The 15,819-nt window shown below is 64.8% G+C and carries 18 protein-coding genes; 11 read left to right on the plus strand and 7 right to left on the minus strand.

Annotation, left to right across the window (positions count from 1 at the left end; genetic code table 11):
• Nucleotides 1–78: 78 nt before the first annotated feature.
• On the plus strand, nucleotides 79–909 hold the full coding sequence (locus FJ527_RS22855) for an aldo/keto reductase (RefSeq protein ID WP_015316957.1): 831 nt from the start codon (nucleotides 79–81) through the stop codon (nucleotides 907–909).
• A gap of 21 nt (nucleotides 910–930) precedes the next feature.
• Here the strand turns inward: FJ527_RS22855 and FJ527_RS22860 are convergent, their stop codons facing one another.
• Complete coding sequence (locus tag FJ527_RS22860) at nucleotides 931–1,239, minus strand: hypothetical protein (protein WP_015316958.1); 309 nt, start codon at nucleotides 1,237–1,239, stop codon at nucleotides 931–933.
• A gap of 198 nt (nucleotides 1,240–1,437) precedes the next feature.
• Here FJ527_RS22860 and FJ527_RS22865 point away from each other — a divergent pair, with 198 nt between their 5' ends.
• From FJ527_RS22865 to FJ527_RS22875, 3 genes are all read left to right on the plus strand, one after another.
• Nucleotides 1,438–2,145 (plus strand): glutathione S-transferase family protein, encoded by a 708-nt coding sequence (locus FJ527_RS22865; RefSeq protein ID WP_181166452.1) that lies wholly within the window; start codon nucleotides 1,438–1,440, stop codon nucleotides 2,143–2,145.
• 337 nt (nucleotides 2,146–2,482) lie between these two features.
• Nucleotides 2,483–3,985 carry an ATP-binding protein gene (locus FJ527_RS22870; RefSeq protein WP_140824079.1) on the plus strand — a complete coding sequence of 501 codons (1,503 nt, stop codon included), beginning with the start codon at nucleotides 2,483–2,485 and terminating at the stop codon, nucleotides 3,983–3,985.
• The gene (locus FJ527_RS22875) at nucleotides 3,982–4,191 is read left to right on the plus strand and encodes a hypothetical protein (RefSeq protein ID WP_181166453.1); all 210 of its coding nucleotides are present in this window, start codon (nucleotides 3,982–3,984) and stop codon (nucleotides 4,189–4,191) included. Before FJ527_RS22870 ends, FJ527_RS22875 begins: the two co-directional genes overlap by 4 nt.
• An 88-nt stretch (nucleotides 4,192–4,279) precedes the next feature.
• Here FJ527_RS22875 and FJ527_RS22880 read toward each other — a convergent pair whose 3' ends face one another.
• The gene (locus FJ527_RS22880) at nucleotides 4,280–4,558 is read right to left on the minus strand and encodes an usg protein (RefSeq protein WP_015316961.1); all 279 of its coding nucleotides are present in this window, start codon (nucleotides 4,556–4,558) and stop codon (nucleotides 4,280–4,282) included.
• 391 nt (nucleotides 4,559–4,949) lie between these two features.
• Here FJ527_RS22880 and FJ527_RS22885 point away from each other — a divergent pair, with 391 nt between their 5' ends.
• The 7 genes from FJ527_RS22885 (at nucleotide 4,950) to FJ527_RS22920 (ending at nucleotide 9,771) form a co-directional block, all read left to right on the plus strand.
• A complete protein-coding gene (locus FJ527_RS22885) occupies nucleotides 4,950–5,264 on the plus strand; it encodes a co-chaperone GroES (RefSeq protein ID WP_015316962.1) in 315 nt (104 codons plus the stop codon).
• 59 nt (nucleotides 5,265–5,323) lie between these two features.
• A complete protein-coding gene (groL, locus tag FJ527_RS22890; protein ID WP_140791289.1) occupies nucleotides 5,324–6,955 on the plus strand; it encodes a chaperonin GroEL in 1,632 nt (543 codons plus the stop codon).
• Nucleotides 6,956–7,016: 61 nt separating this feature from the next.
• Nucleotides 7,017–7,241 carry a hypothetical protein gene (locus FJ527_RS22895; RefSeq protein WP_015316964.1) on the plus strand — a complete coding sequence of 75 codons (225 nt, stop codon included), beginning with the start codon at nucleotides 7,017–7,019 and terminating at the stop codon, nucleotides 7,239–7,241.
• 137 nt (nucleotides 7,242–7,378) lie between these two features.
• Nucleotides 7,379–7,687 (plus strand): DUF982 domain-containing protein, encoded by a 309-nt coding sequence (locus FJ527_RS22900; RefSeq protein WP_140824080.1) that lies wholly within the window; start codon nucleotides 7,379–7,381, stop codon nucleotides 7,685–7,687.
• 105 nt (nucleotides 7,688–7,792) lie between these two features.
• The gene (locus FJ527_RS22905) at nucleotides 7,793–8,395 is read left to right on the plus strand and encodes a cupin domain-containing protein (protein ID WP_140824081.1); all 603 of its coding nucleotides are present in this window, start codon (nucleotides 7,793–7,795) and stop codon (nucleotides 8,393–8,395) included.
• 773 nt (nucleotides 8,396–9,168) lie between these two features.
• Nucleotides 9,169–9,393, plus strand: coding sequence for a hypothetical protein (locus FJ527_RS22915; protein ID WP_023782864.1), 225 nt, complete (start codon nucleotides 9,169–9,171; stop codon nucleotides 9,391–9,393).
• Nucleotides 9,394–9,462: 69 nt separating this feature from the next.
• Nucleotides 9,463–9,771, plus strand: coding sequence for a DUF1236 domain-containing protein (locus FJ527_RS22920; protein WP_015316968.1), 309 nt, complete (start codon nucleotides 9,463–9,465; stop codon nucleotides 9,769–9,771).
• Nucleotides 9,772–9,887: 116 nt separating this feature from the next.
• Here the strand turns inward: FJ527_RS22920 and FJ527_RS22925 are convergent, their stop codons facing one another.
• From FJ527_RS22925 to FJ527_RS22950, 5 genes are all read right to left on the minus strand, one after another.
• Nucleotides 9,888–10,862 (minus strand): nucleoside hydrolase, encoded by a 975-nt coding sequence (locus tag FJ527_RS22925; protein WP_140663339.1) that lies wholly within the window; start codon nucleotides 10,860–10,862, stop codon nucleotides 9,888–9,890.
• Nucleotides 10,863–10,922: 60 nt separating this feature from the next.
• A complete protein-coding gene (locus FJ527_RS22930; RefSeq protein ID WP_015316969.1) occupies nucleotides 10,923–11,921 on the minus strand; it encodes an ABC transporter permease in 999 nt (332 codons plus the stop codon).
• Between the two features lie 91 nt (nucleotides 11,922–12,012).
• The gene (locus FJ527_RS22935) at nucleotides 12,013–12,987 is read right to left on the minus strand and encodes an ABC transporter permease (protein WP_140824082.1); all 975 of its coding nucleotides are present in this window, start codon (nucleotides 12,985–12,987) and stop codon (nucleotides 12,013–12,015) included.
• Complete coding sequence (locus FJ527_RS22940; protein WP_140791302.1) at nucleotides 12,984–14,531, minus strand: sugar ABC transporter ATP-binding protein; 1,548 nt, start codon at nucleotides 14,529–14,531, stop codon at nucleotides 12,984–12,986. Before FJ527_RS22940 ends, FJ527_RS22935 begins: the two co-directional genes overlap by 4 nt.
• Before the next feature lie 208 nt (nucleotides 14,532–14,739).
• Complete coding sequence (locus FJ527_RS22950; RefSeq protein WP_015316972.1) at nucleotides 14,740–15,774, minus strand: ABC transporter substrate-binding protein; 1,035 nt, start codon at nucleotides 15,772–15,774, stop codon at nucleotides 14,740–14,742.
• Between the last annotated feature and the right edge of the window lie 45 nt (nucleotides 15,775–15,819).

Raw genomic sequence — 15,819 nt, forward strand, 5'->3', positions numbered from 1 at the left:
AATTTTCCCCAATCGACTGGCCGTTGTGCGATGCCAAACCTAGATAGGCTGGACCATCCCCCACAAAAGGATTCTCCCATGCCCGAACAGATCACGTTGAACGACGGCACCGCCATTCCCCAGCTTGGCCTTGGCGTCTGGCAGGTCGATCACGACATCACGGCGCAGGTGGTGGGCTGGGCGATCCAGGCCGGTTACCGGCTGATCGACACCGCCGAGGGCTACCGGAACGAGGAAGGGGTCGGCGAGGCGATCCGCGCCGCCGGCGTGCCGGCGGCAGAGCTGTTCATCACCTCGAAGCTGCGCAACGGCGCCCACCAGCGCGATGCGGCGCTGCGGGCCTTCGACGACACGATGAAGAAGCTCGGCGTCGAGCAGCTCGACCTGTTCCTGATCCATTGGCCGGTGCCCAGCCAGGACAAATATGTCGAGGCGTGGAAGACGCTCGTCGAGCTGCAGCAGGCCGGCCGCATCAAGTCGATCGGCGTTTCGAATTTCAACAGGGATCATCTGGAGCGCATCATCGGCGAGACGGGCGTGACGCCCGTCGTCAACCAGATCGAGCTGCACCCGCGCTTCCAGCAGCGCGATCTGAGGGAATTTCACGCCCGGCACGACATCCATACGGAAAGCTGGAGTCCGCTGGGCAGCGGCCGGTTGCTGAGCGACCCGACCATATCAGGCATTGCCCGCAAACACGGCAAGTCCACCGCGCAGACAATGATCCGCTGGCATCTCCAGCAAGGGCTGATCGTCATCCCGAAGTCGGTGCGCCAGGACCGCATCGCGGCCAATTTCGATGTCTTCGATTTCGAACTGGACGCACAGGACCTGGAGACGATCGCCGGCATGGATTCGGCTGACGGCCGTAACGGTCCGAATCCGGTGACGGCGGCGTTTCTGTTCTGAGAGGACGAAGCGGCCGGCGCGCTAAATCCCCGAGCCGTCCAGCTGTTGCGCGTCGTCGCCTTCCCACGGCGCCGGCATCGAGGCGCCCCGGCTGAGATTGGCCGAGGGCATCGGCATCCAGCACTTCAGCTCCGGCTCGGCATATTCGACGACGCGGCCGGGCGAGGAATCGGAGGCGCGCCAGCCCTCGTCACCGAACTGATCGGCGCGTGACCAGTAGGCGAGGTCGACTTCCGCCGGCCCCTGCTCGGATGGGCGGACCGTCACGAGGATCCGGCTGCCGTCTTTTGGCGCGCTCGACATGTGGCGCCAGCGGTCGGGCTCGTCCATCGTATTTCCTCCTGCCTTGCTGTGGGATGAAGTGTCGCCTCGTCGTCGGAGACGGTCAACCCAAACTTTGCGCAACCCGTCCTGTTTCGATAGGCTGCTCGTTCCGCCCGGCGCACGGGGAGTGGATGATTTGTCGGATTGCACCAGCCGCATCCGTCCTTGATCTGGCGACGGTCGCCGAGACAAGGAGAGGCATTCATGAGTGACGAAGTCGAGCCGATGCCGGCTGGGGTGGAAACAAAACTGTACTTCAGCCGCAACCCCAATCCGCGCCTGGGGGTCGCGGTGGCGCGTCATCTCGGGGCGAGGGTGACCTTCGAATTCGCGTCGCCGTTCGCGCCGGGGCAAGCGGAGCGATTTCGGCCGCTCAATCCCAACCTTTCCCTGCCCATACTGGCCTGGCCCGGCGGAAGCCTGTGGGAGGCCGACGCCATAGCCTGCCGGTTGTCGCGCGACATGGGGTCCGATTTCTGGCGCAGCGGCGACGATGAGCCCGAGATGATCCGCTGGCTGAGTTGGGGCAAGGAGAATTTCATGCGGGCCTGCGACATGGTGCATTTCGAGCGCGGCACCAAGCAGCGTTATCACATCGGGCCGATCGATCACCAACTGGTCGAGGATGGGCTGAAACTGTTTCACACAACGGCGGCGATCCTGGAGACCGCGCTTGCGGGCCGGCAATGGCTGGTCGGAGACGAAGTCTCTTATGCCGACTTCCGCATGGCGACCTTCCTGCCTTTCAACGATGTCGCGGGCCTGCCGCTCGGCGACTATCGACTGGTCGATCGCTGGTATCGGCGGCTTGAAGCGATCGACGCCTGGCGTGATCCCTTCGAGGGTCTGGACGCGCCGCGATTGCCGCCAGTCCCAGGACAGGTCGAGCCGCATGAGGCGCCGAGGCTGTAGTCGAAAGGGGTGGCGACCGGCGTATACGTTTGGAGAGAAACTTGAAAACGCCGGCCGCCATTTGGGGGCGTTGGGGTGCATCGCTTTGGGGGGCGATGCAGAGGCCAGGCTAAGCGGATGGCCGGCCGCCGCAATCGAAACGCCGGCCCATGGTGAACAGGTGGTTACTATCCACAGGTCAGGGCCGTAAACGGCAGGCCCGCCGGATTGCGGCCGTCCATCGCGGCCAGATCGTCATTGTCTCGGCTGTGCGCAACGCGAATCGGCAGCCATGCCCTGCTCGACGGGCCGCGATCGGATTGCTAAGCCCGTCCGCGAAGGAGCTGATGAGTCTGGCATGACCGTTGCGATCGAGATGGGACACACGACAGCGGGCGCGCCGGCGAAACTCGATCTCGAGGAGTTGCTGGCGACCCGCCTTCTGGTGCAGGGCAATTCGGGGTCCGGCAAGTCGCACCTCTTGCGGCGTCTCCTGGAACAGAGCGCGCCTTGGGTGCAGCAGACCATCATTGATCCGGAAGGCGACTTCGTATCCCTGGGCGAACGCTACGGCCATCTGGTGATCGATGCCGAGGAGCACACCGAGCGCGGCCTGCAGGCGGCCGGCGAGCGGGCGCGCATCCACCGTGTCTCGACCGTGCTCAACCTCGAAGGCCTCGATGCCGAGAACCAGATGCGGCGCGCCGCCGCTTTTCTCGGCGGGCTATTCGAGGTCGCGCGCGACCACTGGTACCCGATGCTGGTGGTGGTCGACGAAGCTCAGCTTTTCGCGCCGGCGGTGGCCGGCGAGGTGTCGGACGAGGCGCGCAAGCTTTCGCTCGGCGCCATGACCAACCTGATGTGCCGGGGCCGCAAGCGCGGGCTTGCCGGCATCATCGCCACGCAGCGGCTGGCCAAGCTCGCCAAGAACGTCGCGGCGGAAGCCTCCAATTTCCTGATGGGCCGCACCTTCCTCGATATCGACATGGCGCGCGCGGCCGATCTCCTAGGCATGGAGCGGCGGCAGGCGGAGGCGTTCCGCGATCTGGAGCGCGGCCAGTTCATGGCGCTGGGGCCGGCACTGTCGCGCCGGCCGCTCGGCCTGCGCATCGGCCCGACCGACACCAGCCCGCGCAACGGCACGCCCAAGCTGATGCCGCTGCCGGAGGCGGCGCTCGAGGATGCCCGCGCCATCATCCTGGCCGCCCCGCCGCCCGAGACGATGCGTGCGCCGCGCCGGGTGGCGTCGCCGGACCTGCTCGACCAGTTGATGGCGGCGAAGTCGGCTGCGCTGGAAATCCGCCCCGAACCGGCGGAGCCGCAAGTCAGCGCCGGGGATCTGGCGGAGCGGCGCGAGCGGGTGGACCGCGTGCTGCGCGCCATTCTTGCACAACCTGACGCGGGCTTCCGCGTGATCGGGGTGCTCTACCAGGAGTTTGTCGTGCGCTGCCGCATCGAGGGCCTCGCCTCGGTCGTGCCTGACCTGCCCACCTTCCGCCGCATGTTGACGCGCGCCCGTGCCGGACTGGGGGCCGAAGCCAGCGAGGACGATGTGTGGCGCGACGTCTCGGTGCGCGCTTCGCTGCTGCCGGAGGACATGCAAGGCGTGTTCATGATGATCGCGCGCGCGGCGAAGGAGGGCTGGCCGTGCCCGAGCGATGGCGCGATCGCCCGCGCCTACGGCTCGCATTCCATGCGCCGCGCCCGGCGGCTGCTCACCTATATCGAGGAGCAGGGCCTCATCGTCTGCCAGGTCGACGGCACGGGGAAGCGCACCGTGACGCTGGTCGAACTCGCCTGGGCAACGGCGCCCGGCGATCCCAATGCCGAGGGGGCGGAGCAGGGAAGCCTGGCTTTGTGAGGGCATCCAACGTGGCCGTGGCGGCACTGCGAGCTCATCGACGAACGCTGATCCGCTGGTTCTCGATGGCGGACCTGGCGGCGGCCGGCATCGCCTCGCTGGCCCTTGCGCGGTCCCCGGCAAGCGGCGCAAGGTGGCTGGTGCCGGGAACCTGCGGCTCGATCCTTGCCGGGCTCGGCGTGGCGCTGGTCAATCATCGTATCTGAAGCTTGCTTGCAGACGGCGGGTGCGAAGGCGATGGTGAGGTCGCTGGTCGGCTTCTGGTAAGGTCAGCACCGCGCGATGACGCCGCCCTTACTGGACCGTGATGACACCGTCGACCGCCCGCCATTCCGATGGGGTGATGAGCCGGTGGTGGGCGATGTGGACGGAGTGAAGCGGCCCGTCCAATTCGCGCTCCCAATAGGAGAGAAAGCCCTTGAGTTCGGGGAACTCCGGCGCCAGGTCGTAGTCCTGCCAGACATAAAGCTGCAGCAGGCTCCGATGGTCAGGCAGACGGTAATGGATTTGTGCGGTGGTCAGGCCATAGCCTTCCATCTGGAGGCGGAACTCCTTGCTGACGCTTGCGATCATTCGTGTCTCCTTTCGGCGGCAGCGGTGGCCGCAACGGCGAAAAAGTCTCTCGGCCCATCAATGTGCGCCGTCGGTAAACAACTCCTTCAGAGGGTGAGCGGTTCCGGCGCCGGCGATGGTACCGGCTCGGATAATTTTGCCGGATCTAGGCGTAAATTCAAGGGGCGGCTCCCGACGCAGAGCGAATAAGACCGCTATAACAGTGAGTTGGCACTCCGACGGCGTGAGTGCTAAAATTTTCTGGCCGGCCTCTTGAAACCGAAAAAAGGGAAAACTAGCTCGATATGCGCGCGCGATGCCTGACAAAGGGTCGCCGCATTCCGCATCGGCCCGAATTGCCGGTCCGGTGTGGAGGAAGCTGAAAACCTGTTTGTCCCAAGAGGAGAACGACATGGCGTTCCGTCCATTGCATGACCGTATCCTGGTCCGCCGCATCGAGGCCGAGGAAAAGACCTCCGGCGGCATCATCATTCCCGATACCGCCAAGGAAAAACCGCAGGAAGGCGAAGTCATCGCCGTCGGTCCCGGCGCGCGCGACGACAGCGGCAAACTGACCGAGCTGGATGTCAGGGTGGGTGACCGTATCCTTTTCGGCAAATGGTCCGGCACCGAGATCAAGCTCAATGGCGAGGATCTGCTCATCATGAAGGAAAGTGACGTGATGGGCGTGATCGAACAGACCGCGCAAGTGAAGAAGGCCGCCTGACGGCTTCTTAGAAAATCCACCAGTCAACGAATGCTGCCTAGACATAGAGGAGTGATCCAATGGCTGCCAAAGAGGTAAAATTCCATACCGAAGCGCGCGAGAAGATGCTGCGCGGCGTCGATATCCTGGCCAATGCGGTGAAGGTGACGCTCGGCCCCAAGGGGCGCAATGTCGTCATTGAAAAGTCGTTCGGTGCGCCGCGCATTACCAAGGATGGCGTCACCGTCGCCAAGGAAATCGAGCTTGAGGACAAGTTCGAGAACATGGGCGCGCAGATGGTGCGCGAAGTCGCCTCCAAGACCAATGACCTTGCCGGCGACGGCACCACCACCGCGACCGTGCTGGCCCAGGCCATCGTCAAGGAGGGCGCCAAGGCCGTTGCCTCGGGCATGAACCCGATGGACCTGAAGCGCGGCATCGACAAGGCGGTGGACGCCGTCGTCGCCGAGCTGAAGGCCAACGCCCGCAAGGTGACCCGCAACGACGAGATCGCGCAGGTCGGTACCATCTCCGCCAATGGCGACGCCGAGATCGGCCGCTTCCTCGCCGAAGCGATGGAGAAGGTCGGCAATGAAGGCGTCATTACGGTGGAGGAAGCCAAGACCGCCGAGACCGAGTTGGAAGTCGTCGAAGGCATGCAGTTCGACCGTGGCTATCTCTCGCCCTATTTCGTCACCAACCAGGACAAGATGCGCGTCGAACTTGACGAGCCCTACGTGCTGATCCACGAAAAGAAGCTCGCCAACCTGCAGGCGCTGCTTCCGGTGCTGGAAGCGGTGGTCCAGTCGGGCAAGCCGCTGCTGATCATCGCCGAGGATGTCGAGGGCGAGGCGCTGGCGACGCTGGTCGTCAACAAGCTGCGCGGCGGCCTCAAGGTCGCGGCCGTCAAGGCGCCGGGCTTCGGCGACCGCCGCAAGGCCATGCTGGAAGACATCGCGATCCTCACCGGCGGCACCGCGATCTCCGAGGATCTCGGCATCAAGCTCGAGAATGTGACGCTGGAGATGCTGGGCCGCGCCAAGAAGGTGGTGATCGAAAAGGAAAACACCACCATCGTCGACGGCGTCGGGCGCAAGGAAGAAATCCAGGGCCGCGTCGCGCAGATCAAGGCCCAGATCGAGGAGACCACCTCCGACTATGACCGCGAGAAGCTGCAGGAGCGGCTGGCCAAGCTTGCCGGTGGTGTCGCGGTGATCCGCGTCGGCGGCTCGACCGAGGTTGAGGTCAAGGAGCGCAAGGACCGCGTCGACGATGCCTTGCACGCGACCCGCGCGGCTGTCGAGGAAGGCGTGCTGCCTGGCGGCGGCGTCGCGTTGCTTCGGGCCGCCAAGGCGCTCGATGCTGTCCAGACGGACAATGCCGACCAGAAGACCGGTGTAGAGATCGTGCGCCGCGCCATCGAGACGCCGGTCCGCCAGATCGCGGAAAATGCCGGTGCTGAAGGCTCGATCATCGTCGGCAAGCTGCGCGAGAAGGGCGAATTCGGCTGGGGCTGGAACGCTCAGACCAACGAGTTCGGCGATCTCTATGGCCAGGGCGTGATCGACCCGGCCAAGGTGGTGCGCACCGCGCTGCAGGATGCGGCGTCGGTCGCCGGCCTGCTGGTGACCACCGAGGCAATGGTGGCCGAGAAGCCGAAGAAGGAAGCCGCCAGCCCGGCAATGCCGGCCGGCGCCGGCATGGACTTCTGAGGTCCGACCAGTCCGCCCGCTCCCTCGACAGGGAGCGGGCATCGGTTGAAGGGAGAGAGATATGGATGCGCTTGCTGACCTTGGGCCCGTGCCCGCGCCGACACATCAGGCAAAGGAGTTCCTGGCCTATGAAAGCGAATGCCGCGGTGCGTTGAAGCCGCTGCTGGCGGAACTGCTCGACAGGGCCGAAGCCGCCGGCTGGAAGCGGCGGACCGTTGCCGCGACGCTGATGTTCCTGGCCGCGCAACAGGTGTCGGAGGCGTCCGAGGCCTCGGCCGGCGGCTGAGCGCTGACATTCAGTCCCATAAACTTACGGGCAGTCCCATGAACCTTACGGGCAGTCCCATGAACCTTACGCGGCGGGCCGCGCCTTCCGGTGTTCGGCCCGCCGCGGGTCCGCACAATCGAGAGGAGGCACAAGCCATGCATCGCTGGCAGTTTGAAGAACCGGTGACCATTCTGGTCGGAATGGGCTTTCCGAGGAAGATCGAAAGCGTGATGGAAGCCTACGCGCTGTTGCAGGACTGGCCGGCCGCCAGCCGCAACGGCGCTCATGCCGTCGCCCTCAATGCCTGCAAGGCGGGCATCGCCGGTGAGATCGACCCGGAGACGGTGCGCGCGACGCTGGTCACCTTCGCACGTCGCAACGACATATTGCTGCCGGATATGGTTTCGCCGGCCGCTGCGATGGACAATGCGCTGCAGGCGGGGCGAGGCGGCAGGTCCGTCTGATCTTCAGCGGTCCGCCTCGCGGCGGTGGCGGGCGCGAGCCCGCGGGGAACCAAGCGATGGCCATCGGGTTGAATCAGTGTTGGTTCCCCGAGGCGAGGCGACGTCATGAGCATCCTGCAAAGCATCAAGAAAGTGGCCGAACAGGTGACCGGTGCCGCAAGACCGGACAGCCGTCAGGCGGCCGACCTTGTCAGGCCGCGCAAAGCGAACGAGTTCAGGTTTGGCGATGATGGCCTGGTGCCCAATCATCCGTCCTGGCCGCTGGTCGTCTATCACGGCGCGGTGAGATTGCCGGAAGACTTCGATCCCGCGGCCGTGTTAGAGGCGCTTTTCTCGGCCAATGGCTGGGGAGACAGCTGGCGCAACGGCATCTACGATTATGTTCACTACCATTCGCGCATCCACGAAGTGCTCGGCGTGGCGCGTGGCACGGCGAAGGTCCGGTTTGGCGGCAAGAAGGGCCGAACGCTGGCGCTGAAGGCCGGCGATGTCGCGGTTCTTCCGGCCGGCACGGGGCACCAGCGCATCTCCGCTTCGGACGACTTTCTCGTCGTTGGCGCCTATCCGCCGTCCGGCACCTATGACGAATGCACGACCACCGCCGATCACGCCAAGGCGGTGGTGACGATCCCCAAGGTCGGCCGTCCGCGCAAGGACCCCGTCTATGGAAGCAAGGGCCCGCTGCTGGCGGCGTGGAAGAAAGATTGAGTTCGCCGAAGGCGAAAGAGAGCAGGCCCTGCCTCGGAACGATCGACGGGCAGATCGAAGCATAGTTCATCACTCCGGTGGAACGCTCTCGGGCATTGGAGGTTGATAGCCGTCGAATGCTTTATCAACGGACTGGAAAACGGAGAGAGCCCGCCTTCGGTTGACGCCGGGGCGGGTTCTTTTGTGTCTGAGATTCTCGGGATTGATGGCGCGCGGGAACATGTCCGGCATGCCAGGCGCAATGGGAGCAAGCCTGGAGAAAGCAGGTGGTGAAGAGATTGCGCCTGCCTCGGAGCGGACAGACGACTGATATACCGTCTACATTCCGTAGGTGAGGGCAACATAGATCGCCGGGATAAGCGTCAGGCAGATCGCCATTCCCACGACAACGGCGATGGCCAAGCGCTCGGTTCGCCTGACAAGATCGACCATGTTGGCGTCCTCACTCAGACAGACGGGCGGGCCCGACGGGATTTCCGGGGCCTGAACATCATTGTCATTTGCGGGGCGATTGTCGTCGTGGATGCTCGGTCTCTGGGCTGATGTCACTGCTTGCCTCGCTCTCAGAATATCCGGCGGTCGAGCTGGATTCCGCGATGATGGATGATTGGCTGCGTTGCTCCGGCGCGAAACCCAACGTATCGGCAAGACATGGGTTGCCGCATACGACTTCAGTCTTGCCAATTCTTAGACCTAAGCCTTGCCCGGGAACGCAATGCAGCGGGAGCCGTTGGTGACCGGTGACAACTCAAAGAATAGGAGAGGAGAAAGTCATGGCTGACGGTCCAACTGTTGTTAATTCTGGAGGTGGTGGCGGCACTGCGGTCGCTATTGTTCTTGCGATAATCGCTATCGTTGTCCTGCTGATATTTACCGGTGTCATCAACATCGGTGGCGGCGGCGGGAAGGACATCAACGTGAAGGTTGAGGCGCCAAAGGTGGAAGCTCCGGCCACTTCAGCGCCCGCGAAGCCCGCGGCACCTGCCAATGGTGGCTGATTGGCTGCGGCAGAGGCCAGAATAATTCTGGCCTCTGAAAATGTTTCTTGGTTCACAAAAGGACTTGTCATGAAAAGATATCTTGTCGGCGCTGTCGCGGCCCTCGCGCTTATGGCTGGAATTGGTGCTTCCTTCGCGGGAGACGTCGTAATTCTCAAGCCTGAGCAGCAGACGGTCGTCCGCGAATACATCCATAAGCAAAAACTCGCATCAGTCAGCCTGCTCGGCGTCGAACTCAACGTCGGCTCCGCTCTCCCTGACACCGTCGAGCTTCATACAATCGACGTCCCCGACGTCAGATACAAATACACTGTTGTCGGCGATCATGCGGTTCTGGTTGACCCCGATACACGCAGGGTCGTGCAGATCATCGAGTGATGCCGGTAGTTCGTCCCTGGCCAACGGGGGCGGCCCGCCGTGCCGCAAAAATGGCGCGGCGGGCTTTCTATACGGAGCCACTTAATCCCTGTGAACATCGCCGAAACCTTCACCCGTCAGGCCTTGGCGTGGGTTAACCGCTCCAGCGCATCGACGATCAGGCCGCAGAATTTCGGATGGTCAAGTTTCATCGCCACGGTATGGCGGAAGTCGACCTGCTCGCTCGCAGTGCCGCCAAAATGGTGCATCCCGCCCATCTTCTCGAAATTGCACACCGTCATGCCCTTGGTCCACCGCCCGGCGATTTCGACGCGGATATCGGCCTTCTCGGTGGTGAAGACGGTCGGGTCGATCATGGCCGCGACGCAGCACGCGTCGTGGACGGCTGGATACTCGATCTGCAGGAGGCCGCCATGCGTGGTCGCTATGAACTCCCAGATATCCAGGATGAACTTGGCGATCGGGCCGCCGACGGCGCGCACCCTGTTTTGCAGGTCCGGAGTGGCCAGCGCCTGGTGCGTGAGGTCGAGGCCGACCATGGTGACATCCCAATCGGCGCGGAACACCACGTCGGCGGCCTCCGGGTCGCCATAGACATTGAACTCCGCCGCTGGCGTGATGTTGCCGCGCGTGTAGGCTCCGCCCATCGCGACGACGCCCTTCACCCGCCCGATGATGCGTGGGTCCTTGCGAATGGCGAGCGCGATGTTGGTGTAGGGACCGACCGGCACCAGCGTAATGGTTTTCGGCTCGTGTGCCATGACCGTGTCGATGATGAAGTCGACGGCATGCCGCTTGTCGAGTTCGAACGAGGCGGGCGGCAGGACGGGGCCGTCGAGCCCGGTATCGCCATGGATTTCGACGGCCAGCACCTGCTCGCCGATGAGCGGGCCGGGTGAGCCCTTCGCCACCGGCACCTTGATGCCGTAGGCCGTGCATACGGCCAGAGCATTGCGCGTGGTGTTCTCGACATTGTGGTTTCCCGAAACCGTTGTGATGCCGAGAAGGTCGATATTCGGGTTTCCCGCCGCAAGCAGGATGGCGATGGCGTCGTCGTGCCCAGGATCGCAGTCCAGGATGATTTTTTCCATGATTTCGTCTCCCTTGTCGGCGGAGCCTGTGGCTGCCCCGTGCCAATAGTCGGCCCGCGCCTACTTGTCCTCGACAATGCGCAGATAAGCCGCCGTCACGAACAGGACGATCAACCCGAACAGTATCCGCCTCGCTCCCTCCGGCATCTGCAAAATCGTCAGCAGCGTCGTCAGCACCGTGAGGATCAGCGCGCCGATGATGGTGCCGGTGTAGCCGCCGCGACCGCCGAAGATGGAAGTGCCGCCGATGACGGCGGCGGCGACCGATGGCAGCACCAGCGGTTCGGCGAGCGACAGCGATGGCGCCTTGATCAGGCCGATGTAGAGCAAGCCGGTGATGCCGGCGAGCACGCTGGAGGTGACGTAGAGCGCCGTGATGACCTGCCAGTATTGCACGCCCGACAGGCGCGTCGCGCGCTCATTATCGCCGACGGCGTAGAGCAGGCGGCCGAAGCCGGTGCGGGCGAGCGTGAAGACGATGAGAGCCGCCAACGGAACGAACAGCAGCAGCGCGTTGGGGAAGGCAAAGCCGAGTACGGGGGTGACGCCGGTACCCAGCCAGGCGAGAAAGTCGGGGATCTTGGCACCGGACGCGATCACCGTGCGCTGGTAGACCTGCAGGCAGCCGGTGCCGATCAGGCTGGTGCCCAGCGTCATGATCAGCGGATGGACGCGGAAGACACCGACGCCGATGCCATTGACGAGGCCGATCAGCACCGCCGGCATCATCGCCAAGAGGAAGGCCACAGCCGGGTCCTGGCTGACGATCTGCGTTGCCATGATGAAGGCGCTCATCGTCGCCACCGTGCCGACCGAAAGGTCGATGCCGCCGGTCAGCATGGTCATGGTCTGGCAGCCGGCGAGGATCGCCAGCGGAATGGCGAATTTGATGGTGTTGGCGATCCAGCGCTCGTTGACGATGCCGGGGCGCAGGATCTGCAGGATCACCACCAGGATGACCAGCAGGATGATCAGCGGGATGAGGGGCCGGTCGGCCATGAAGCGTTTTATGCGGCGGCCGAAGGGGACCGGCCCGGGCGTGATCGCGGTGGTGCTCATGGGTTGGCTCCTGCTCGCGAGGAGGTGGGCTTGGTGGTGGCGTTCTGGAAGGATGGTGCTCTACGGCGCCGTACAGCGCTGCGGGTGAATTTCATGATTGCCGCCCTCGCATCGTGATGAAGGCGCCGAACATCACCACGGCGACCATGATCAAGCCTTCGATGATGGCGGTGACGTTGGGGTCGATGGCGAGCAAGGTGAGATCCGTGCGCACCAGCCGCAGCACGAAGACGGCGACGATGGGGCCGAGCAGGCCGCCCTTGCCGCCGCCGAGCGCCACGCCGCCCAGCACGACCGCGGCGACGCTGGCCAGGAGATAGGGGCCGGGGATCGGCGCGCCGATGCCTGTGCTCATGGTCAGCGCCAACCCGCCCATGGCCGCGAACAGGCCTGACAGCGCGTAGGCGATGACCCTGGTGCGGGCGACAGGCACGCCGCTGCGGAACGCCGCCAGTTCGCTGGAGCCGATGGCGTAGATGGAAAGGCCGAGGCGCGACCGTCGAAGCGGTATCCAGACGATGCAGAGGCAGACGATCAGCACCAGCAGCGCCTTGGGCAGCCACGCGTCGACGGCGTCGGGCAGGCCCGGGATCGGCACGGTGCCCGAGATCAGCGCCTTCAGCCATTCGGCCGCCGCGCCGCCCGGGGCGCCGAGCACCAGAAGGGCCGCGCCTTGCAGCACGAACAGCATGGCGAGCGTGACGACGATGTCCGGCACGCGGGTGACGACGATGAGCATGCCGTTGAGCGCGCCGAGCACGAACCCCATGGCGAGCACGAAAGGCACCACGAACAGCGCGTATTCCTCGTTCGCGCCCGCCATCATCGAGGCGGCGGTGACGCTGGTCAACGCCATCATAGCGGCGACCGAGAGGTCGATGCCGCCGGCGATGACGACGACCGTCTGCGCGGCGACGGCAAAGGCGTAGGGCAGTACGGCCCGCGCCAGCGAGCCGAAATCGCCGCTGCCATACGCCGGCTGGATGATTTTGGTGGCGATGAACAGGATGACGAGAAGGGCGAACAGGCCTGTTACCCAGCCTTGCCGGCGCAGGAAATGGCTCATGGCGTTGCCTCCGGCGCATCGGAAGCATTCGCCGTGGGTGCGGCCAAAATACCGATATCCGCCTTGACGCCGCGCGGCAGGCCGTAGGCGGCGCGCATCAGCGTCGGCTCGTCGGCCTCCTCGACAGGGAAAATATCGACCAGGCGGCCGCCGAAGATGACGATGACGCGGTCGCAGACGCGCTGCACTTCTTCCAGTTCCGAGGTGTAGAACAGAACCGACTTGCCGTTGCCGGCGAGCTCGCGCAGCAGACGATAGATCTCCTGCTTGGTGCCCACATCGATGCCGCGCGTCGGGTCGAAACACAGGATGGTGCGCGCGTCGGCCGCGATCCAGCGGGCTATGGTGACCTTTTGCTGGTTGCCGCCGGACAGGCGCTGCACCTCGCCTTGCGCGCGGGTGTCGATCTGCAGGCGCTGGATGGCGCTCGCCACGGTGGCGCGCTCCTTGCGCATACGAATAGGCCCCCAGTTGCGAAGGGCGGCACTGAAGGGGAGCGCAATGTTCTCCCGCACCGAGCGCTGCATGGCGAGCGCCTCGGAACGGTCGCCCGGCACATAGGCGATCCCCGATCGGATGGCGTCGATCGGGTGGGCGAATTTCACTGGGCTGCCGTCGACCTCGATCGTGCCGCCCGATGGTTTGATCGAGCCGGCAAGGGCGGCGAACAGTTCGTCCTGGCCTTGGCCTTCCAGCGCCACGACGCCGGCCACCTCGCCATCGCGGAGATCGAAGGAGACGTCGCTGAGCTTGGTCCCGACGCGCAGGTTTCGCACGGCGATGCGCGGGCGGGCAGGGGGGCGGGCCTCTTCGCTGGCGCCGCGGGCGGCGACATGGGTCTTGACGATGCGAGTGCCGAGCATCAGCTCGACGATCTTTTCCTCGACGCCCGGCACGATGTCGACGACCCCGACGGTCGCGCCGTCGCGCAGCACCGTGGCGCGGTCGCAAAGGGCCGAGATTTCGACGAAGCGGTGGGAGATGAAGATCACGGCGCGGCCGGCGTCGCCCTGGCGGCGCACCACTTCCAGCACCTTTTCGGCAAGGTTGGCGGGGAGTGCGGCCGTCATCTCGTCGAGCAGCAGCACGTCGGGCTCGACGGCCAGCGCGCGCGCCAGGTCGAGCACACGCAGGATGGCGAGGGGAATGTCGCGCGCGGTGTCGCGCAGGTCGAGGTCAGGTATGCCGAGTTCGCGTACCCAGGCGCGGAACGGCTCGACCGGCGTGCCGGTCAGCCGCAGATTGGACAGCACATCGAGATCGGGGATCAGCGACGGCTCCTGGTAGACAGGCAGCAGCCCGGCCCGGCGCGCGGCGGCCGGCGAGCGTATGTCGCGCGCCTCGCCACGGATCAGGATGCGCCCGGCATTGGCTGATATCGCGCCGGTCAGGATCTTCACCAGCGTCGACTTGCCGGCGCCGTTGGCACCCATCAGCGCGTGCACCTCGCCCGGCAGCACGGAGAGCGACGCGTCGCGGAGAGCCGCGACCGCGCCGTAGTTCTTGGCGACGCCTGACGCGTCGAGGAGGGGGGCGGTGGTCAAATGATTTGGGTCTCGATTTATGTGCCTAATAACCGCGAATGTCAGCGCCGCCCCTCACCTGCCTGCCGGCATCCTCTCCCCGTATAGAGACGGGGAGAGGGGGCTTGCCTCCGGCGTTGCGGCCAGCTTCTCTCGCCCCGTTTTACGGGGAGAGATGTCCGGCAGGACAGTGAGGGGCGGCGCCGACCATGGTCAGCAAAGCCGCTGCTTACTCGCCCGGGCCCTTGCAGGCCACGATCTGGTCCTTGGTATACGTCGTCCAGTCGGGGATCATGATCGAGACCGGCCATTCGGGGCTCAGCGACGGGTCGGCGGCGGCTTTCAGCTTGGCCTTGCCTTCCTCGGTGGCATTCTCCCACAGCTGCGGGTCGACCAGCACGGTCTGCTGTGCCGGCTTCTTGCCGTCGAGGATCTGCAGCGCCAGCGTCACGCCGGCACCGCCGATCGAGCCGGGGTTGGTGACGGCGGCACCCACGAGGCCCTTGACCGAGCTCAGCTGGCCGACGAAGCCGGCATTGTCGGCGCCGACCACGGGCACCAGCGGCGCCTGCGATTCGACCAGCGCGTCGACGATCACGTTATCGATGCCCGACGTCCACACGCCGTTGAACGGCGTGCCGGTGGCCAGGAAAGACAGCATCTGCTGCTTGGCCTGATCCTGCTGCCAGCCGGTGAAGACCTCCTGCGCCACCTTCACGTCGGGGAATTCGGCCAGTGCCTTCTTGAAGCCTTTGTCGCGATCGCTATCGGCCGAAGCGCCTGCCGCGCCGCGCATGTAAAACACCTCGCCCTTGCCGCCCATCTGCTGGAACAGCCATTTGGCGCCGAGATACGCATACTGCTCCTGATTGTTGGAAATGATGTAGGCCGACGGCTCGGTGACCGCCTGGTCGACGGCGACGACGACGATGCCGGCCTTGGTGGCTTCTTCCAGGCCGGCCTTGATGCCGGCAGGGTCGGCGGGGTTGACGACGATGGCGTCGACCTTGGCACTGATCAGGTTGCGGATGTCTTCCAGCTGGCCGGCGGCATCGGTGTTGCGGTGGGCGATGTTGAGCTTGGTCACTTCGCCGGAGGCGAGCGCCTGCGCCTTCATGGCGCAAACCATTTCCTCGCGCCAGCCATTGCCCTGCACGGTGTTGGAAATGCCGATCGTGTATTTGCCGGCAGCGGACGACACGCCCACCGAGGCCAGCAGCGCCGCGCTGGCAAGCAGCGGGACCATGGTCAGATAGTTCTTCATTTCAGTCTTCCTCCACATTGTTTTTCAGTTCAGTTTTAACCTGTT

The organism is Mesorhizobium sp. B2-4-18, from assembly GCF_006441385.1.
Classification (GTDB): domain Bacteria; phylum Pseudomonadota; class Alphaproteobacteria; order Rhizobiales; family Rhizobiaceae; genus Mesorhizobium; species Mesorhizobium australicum.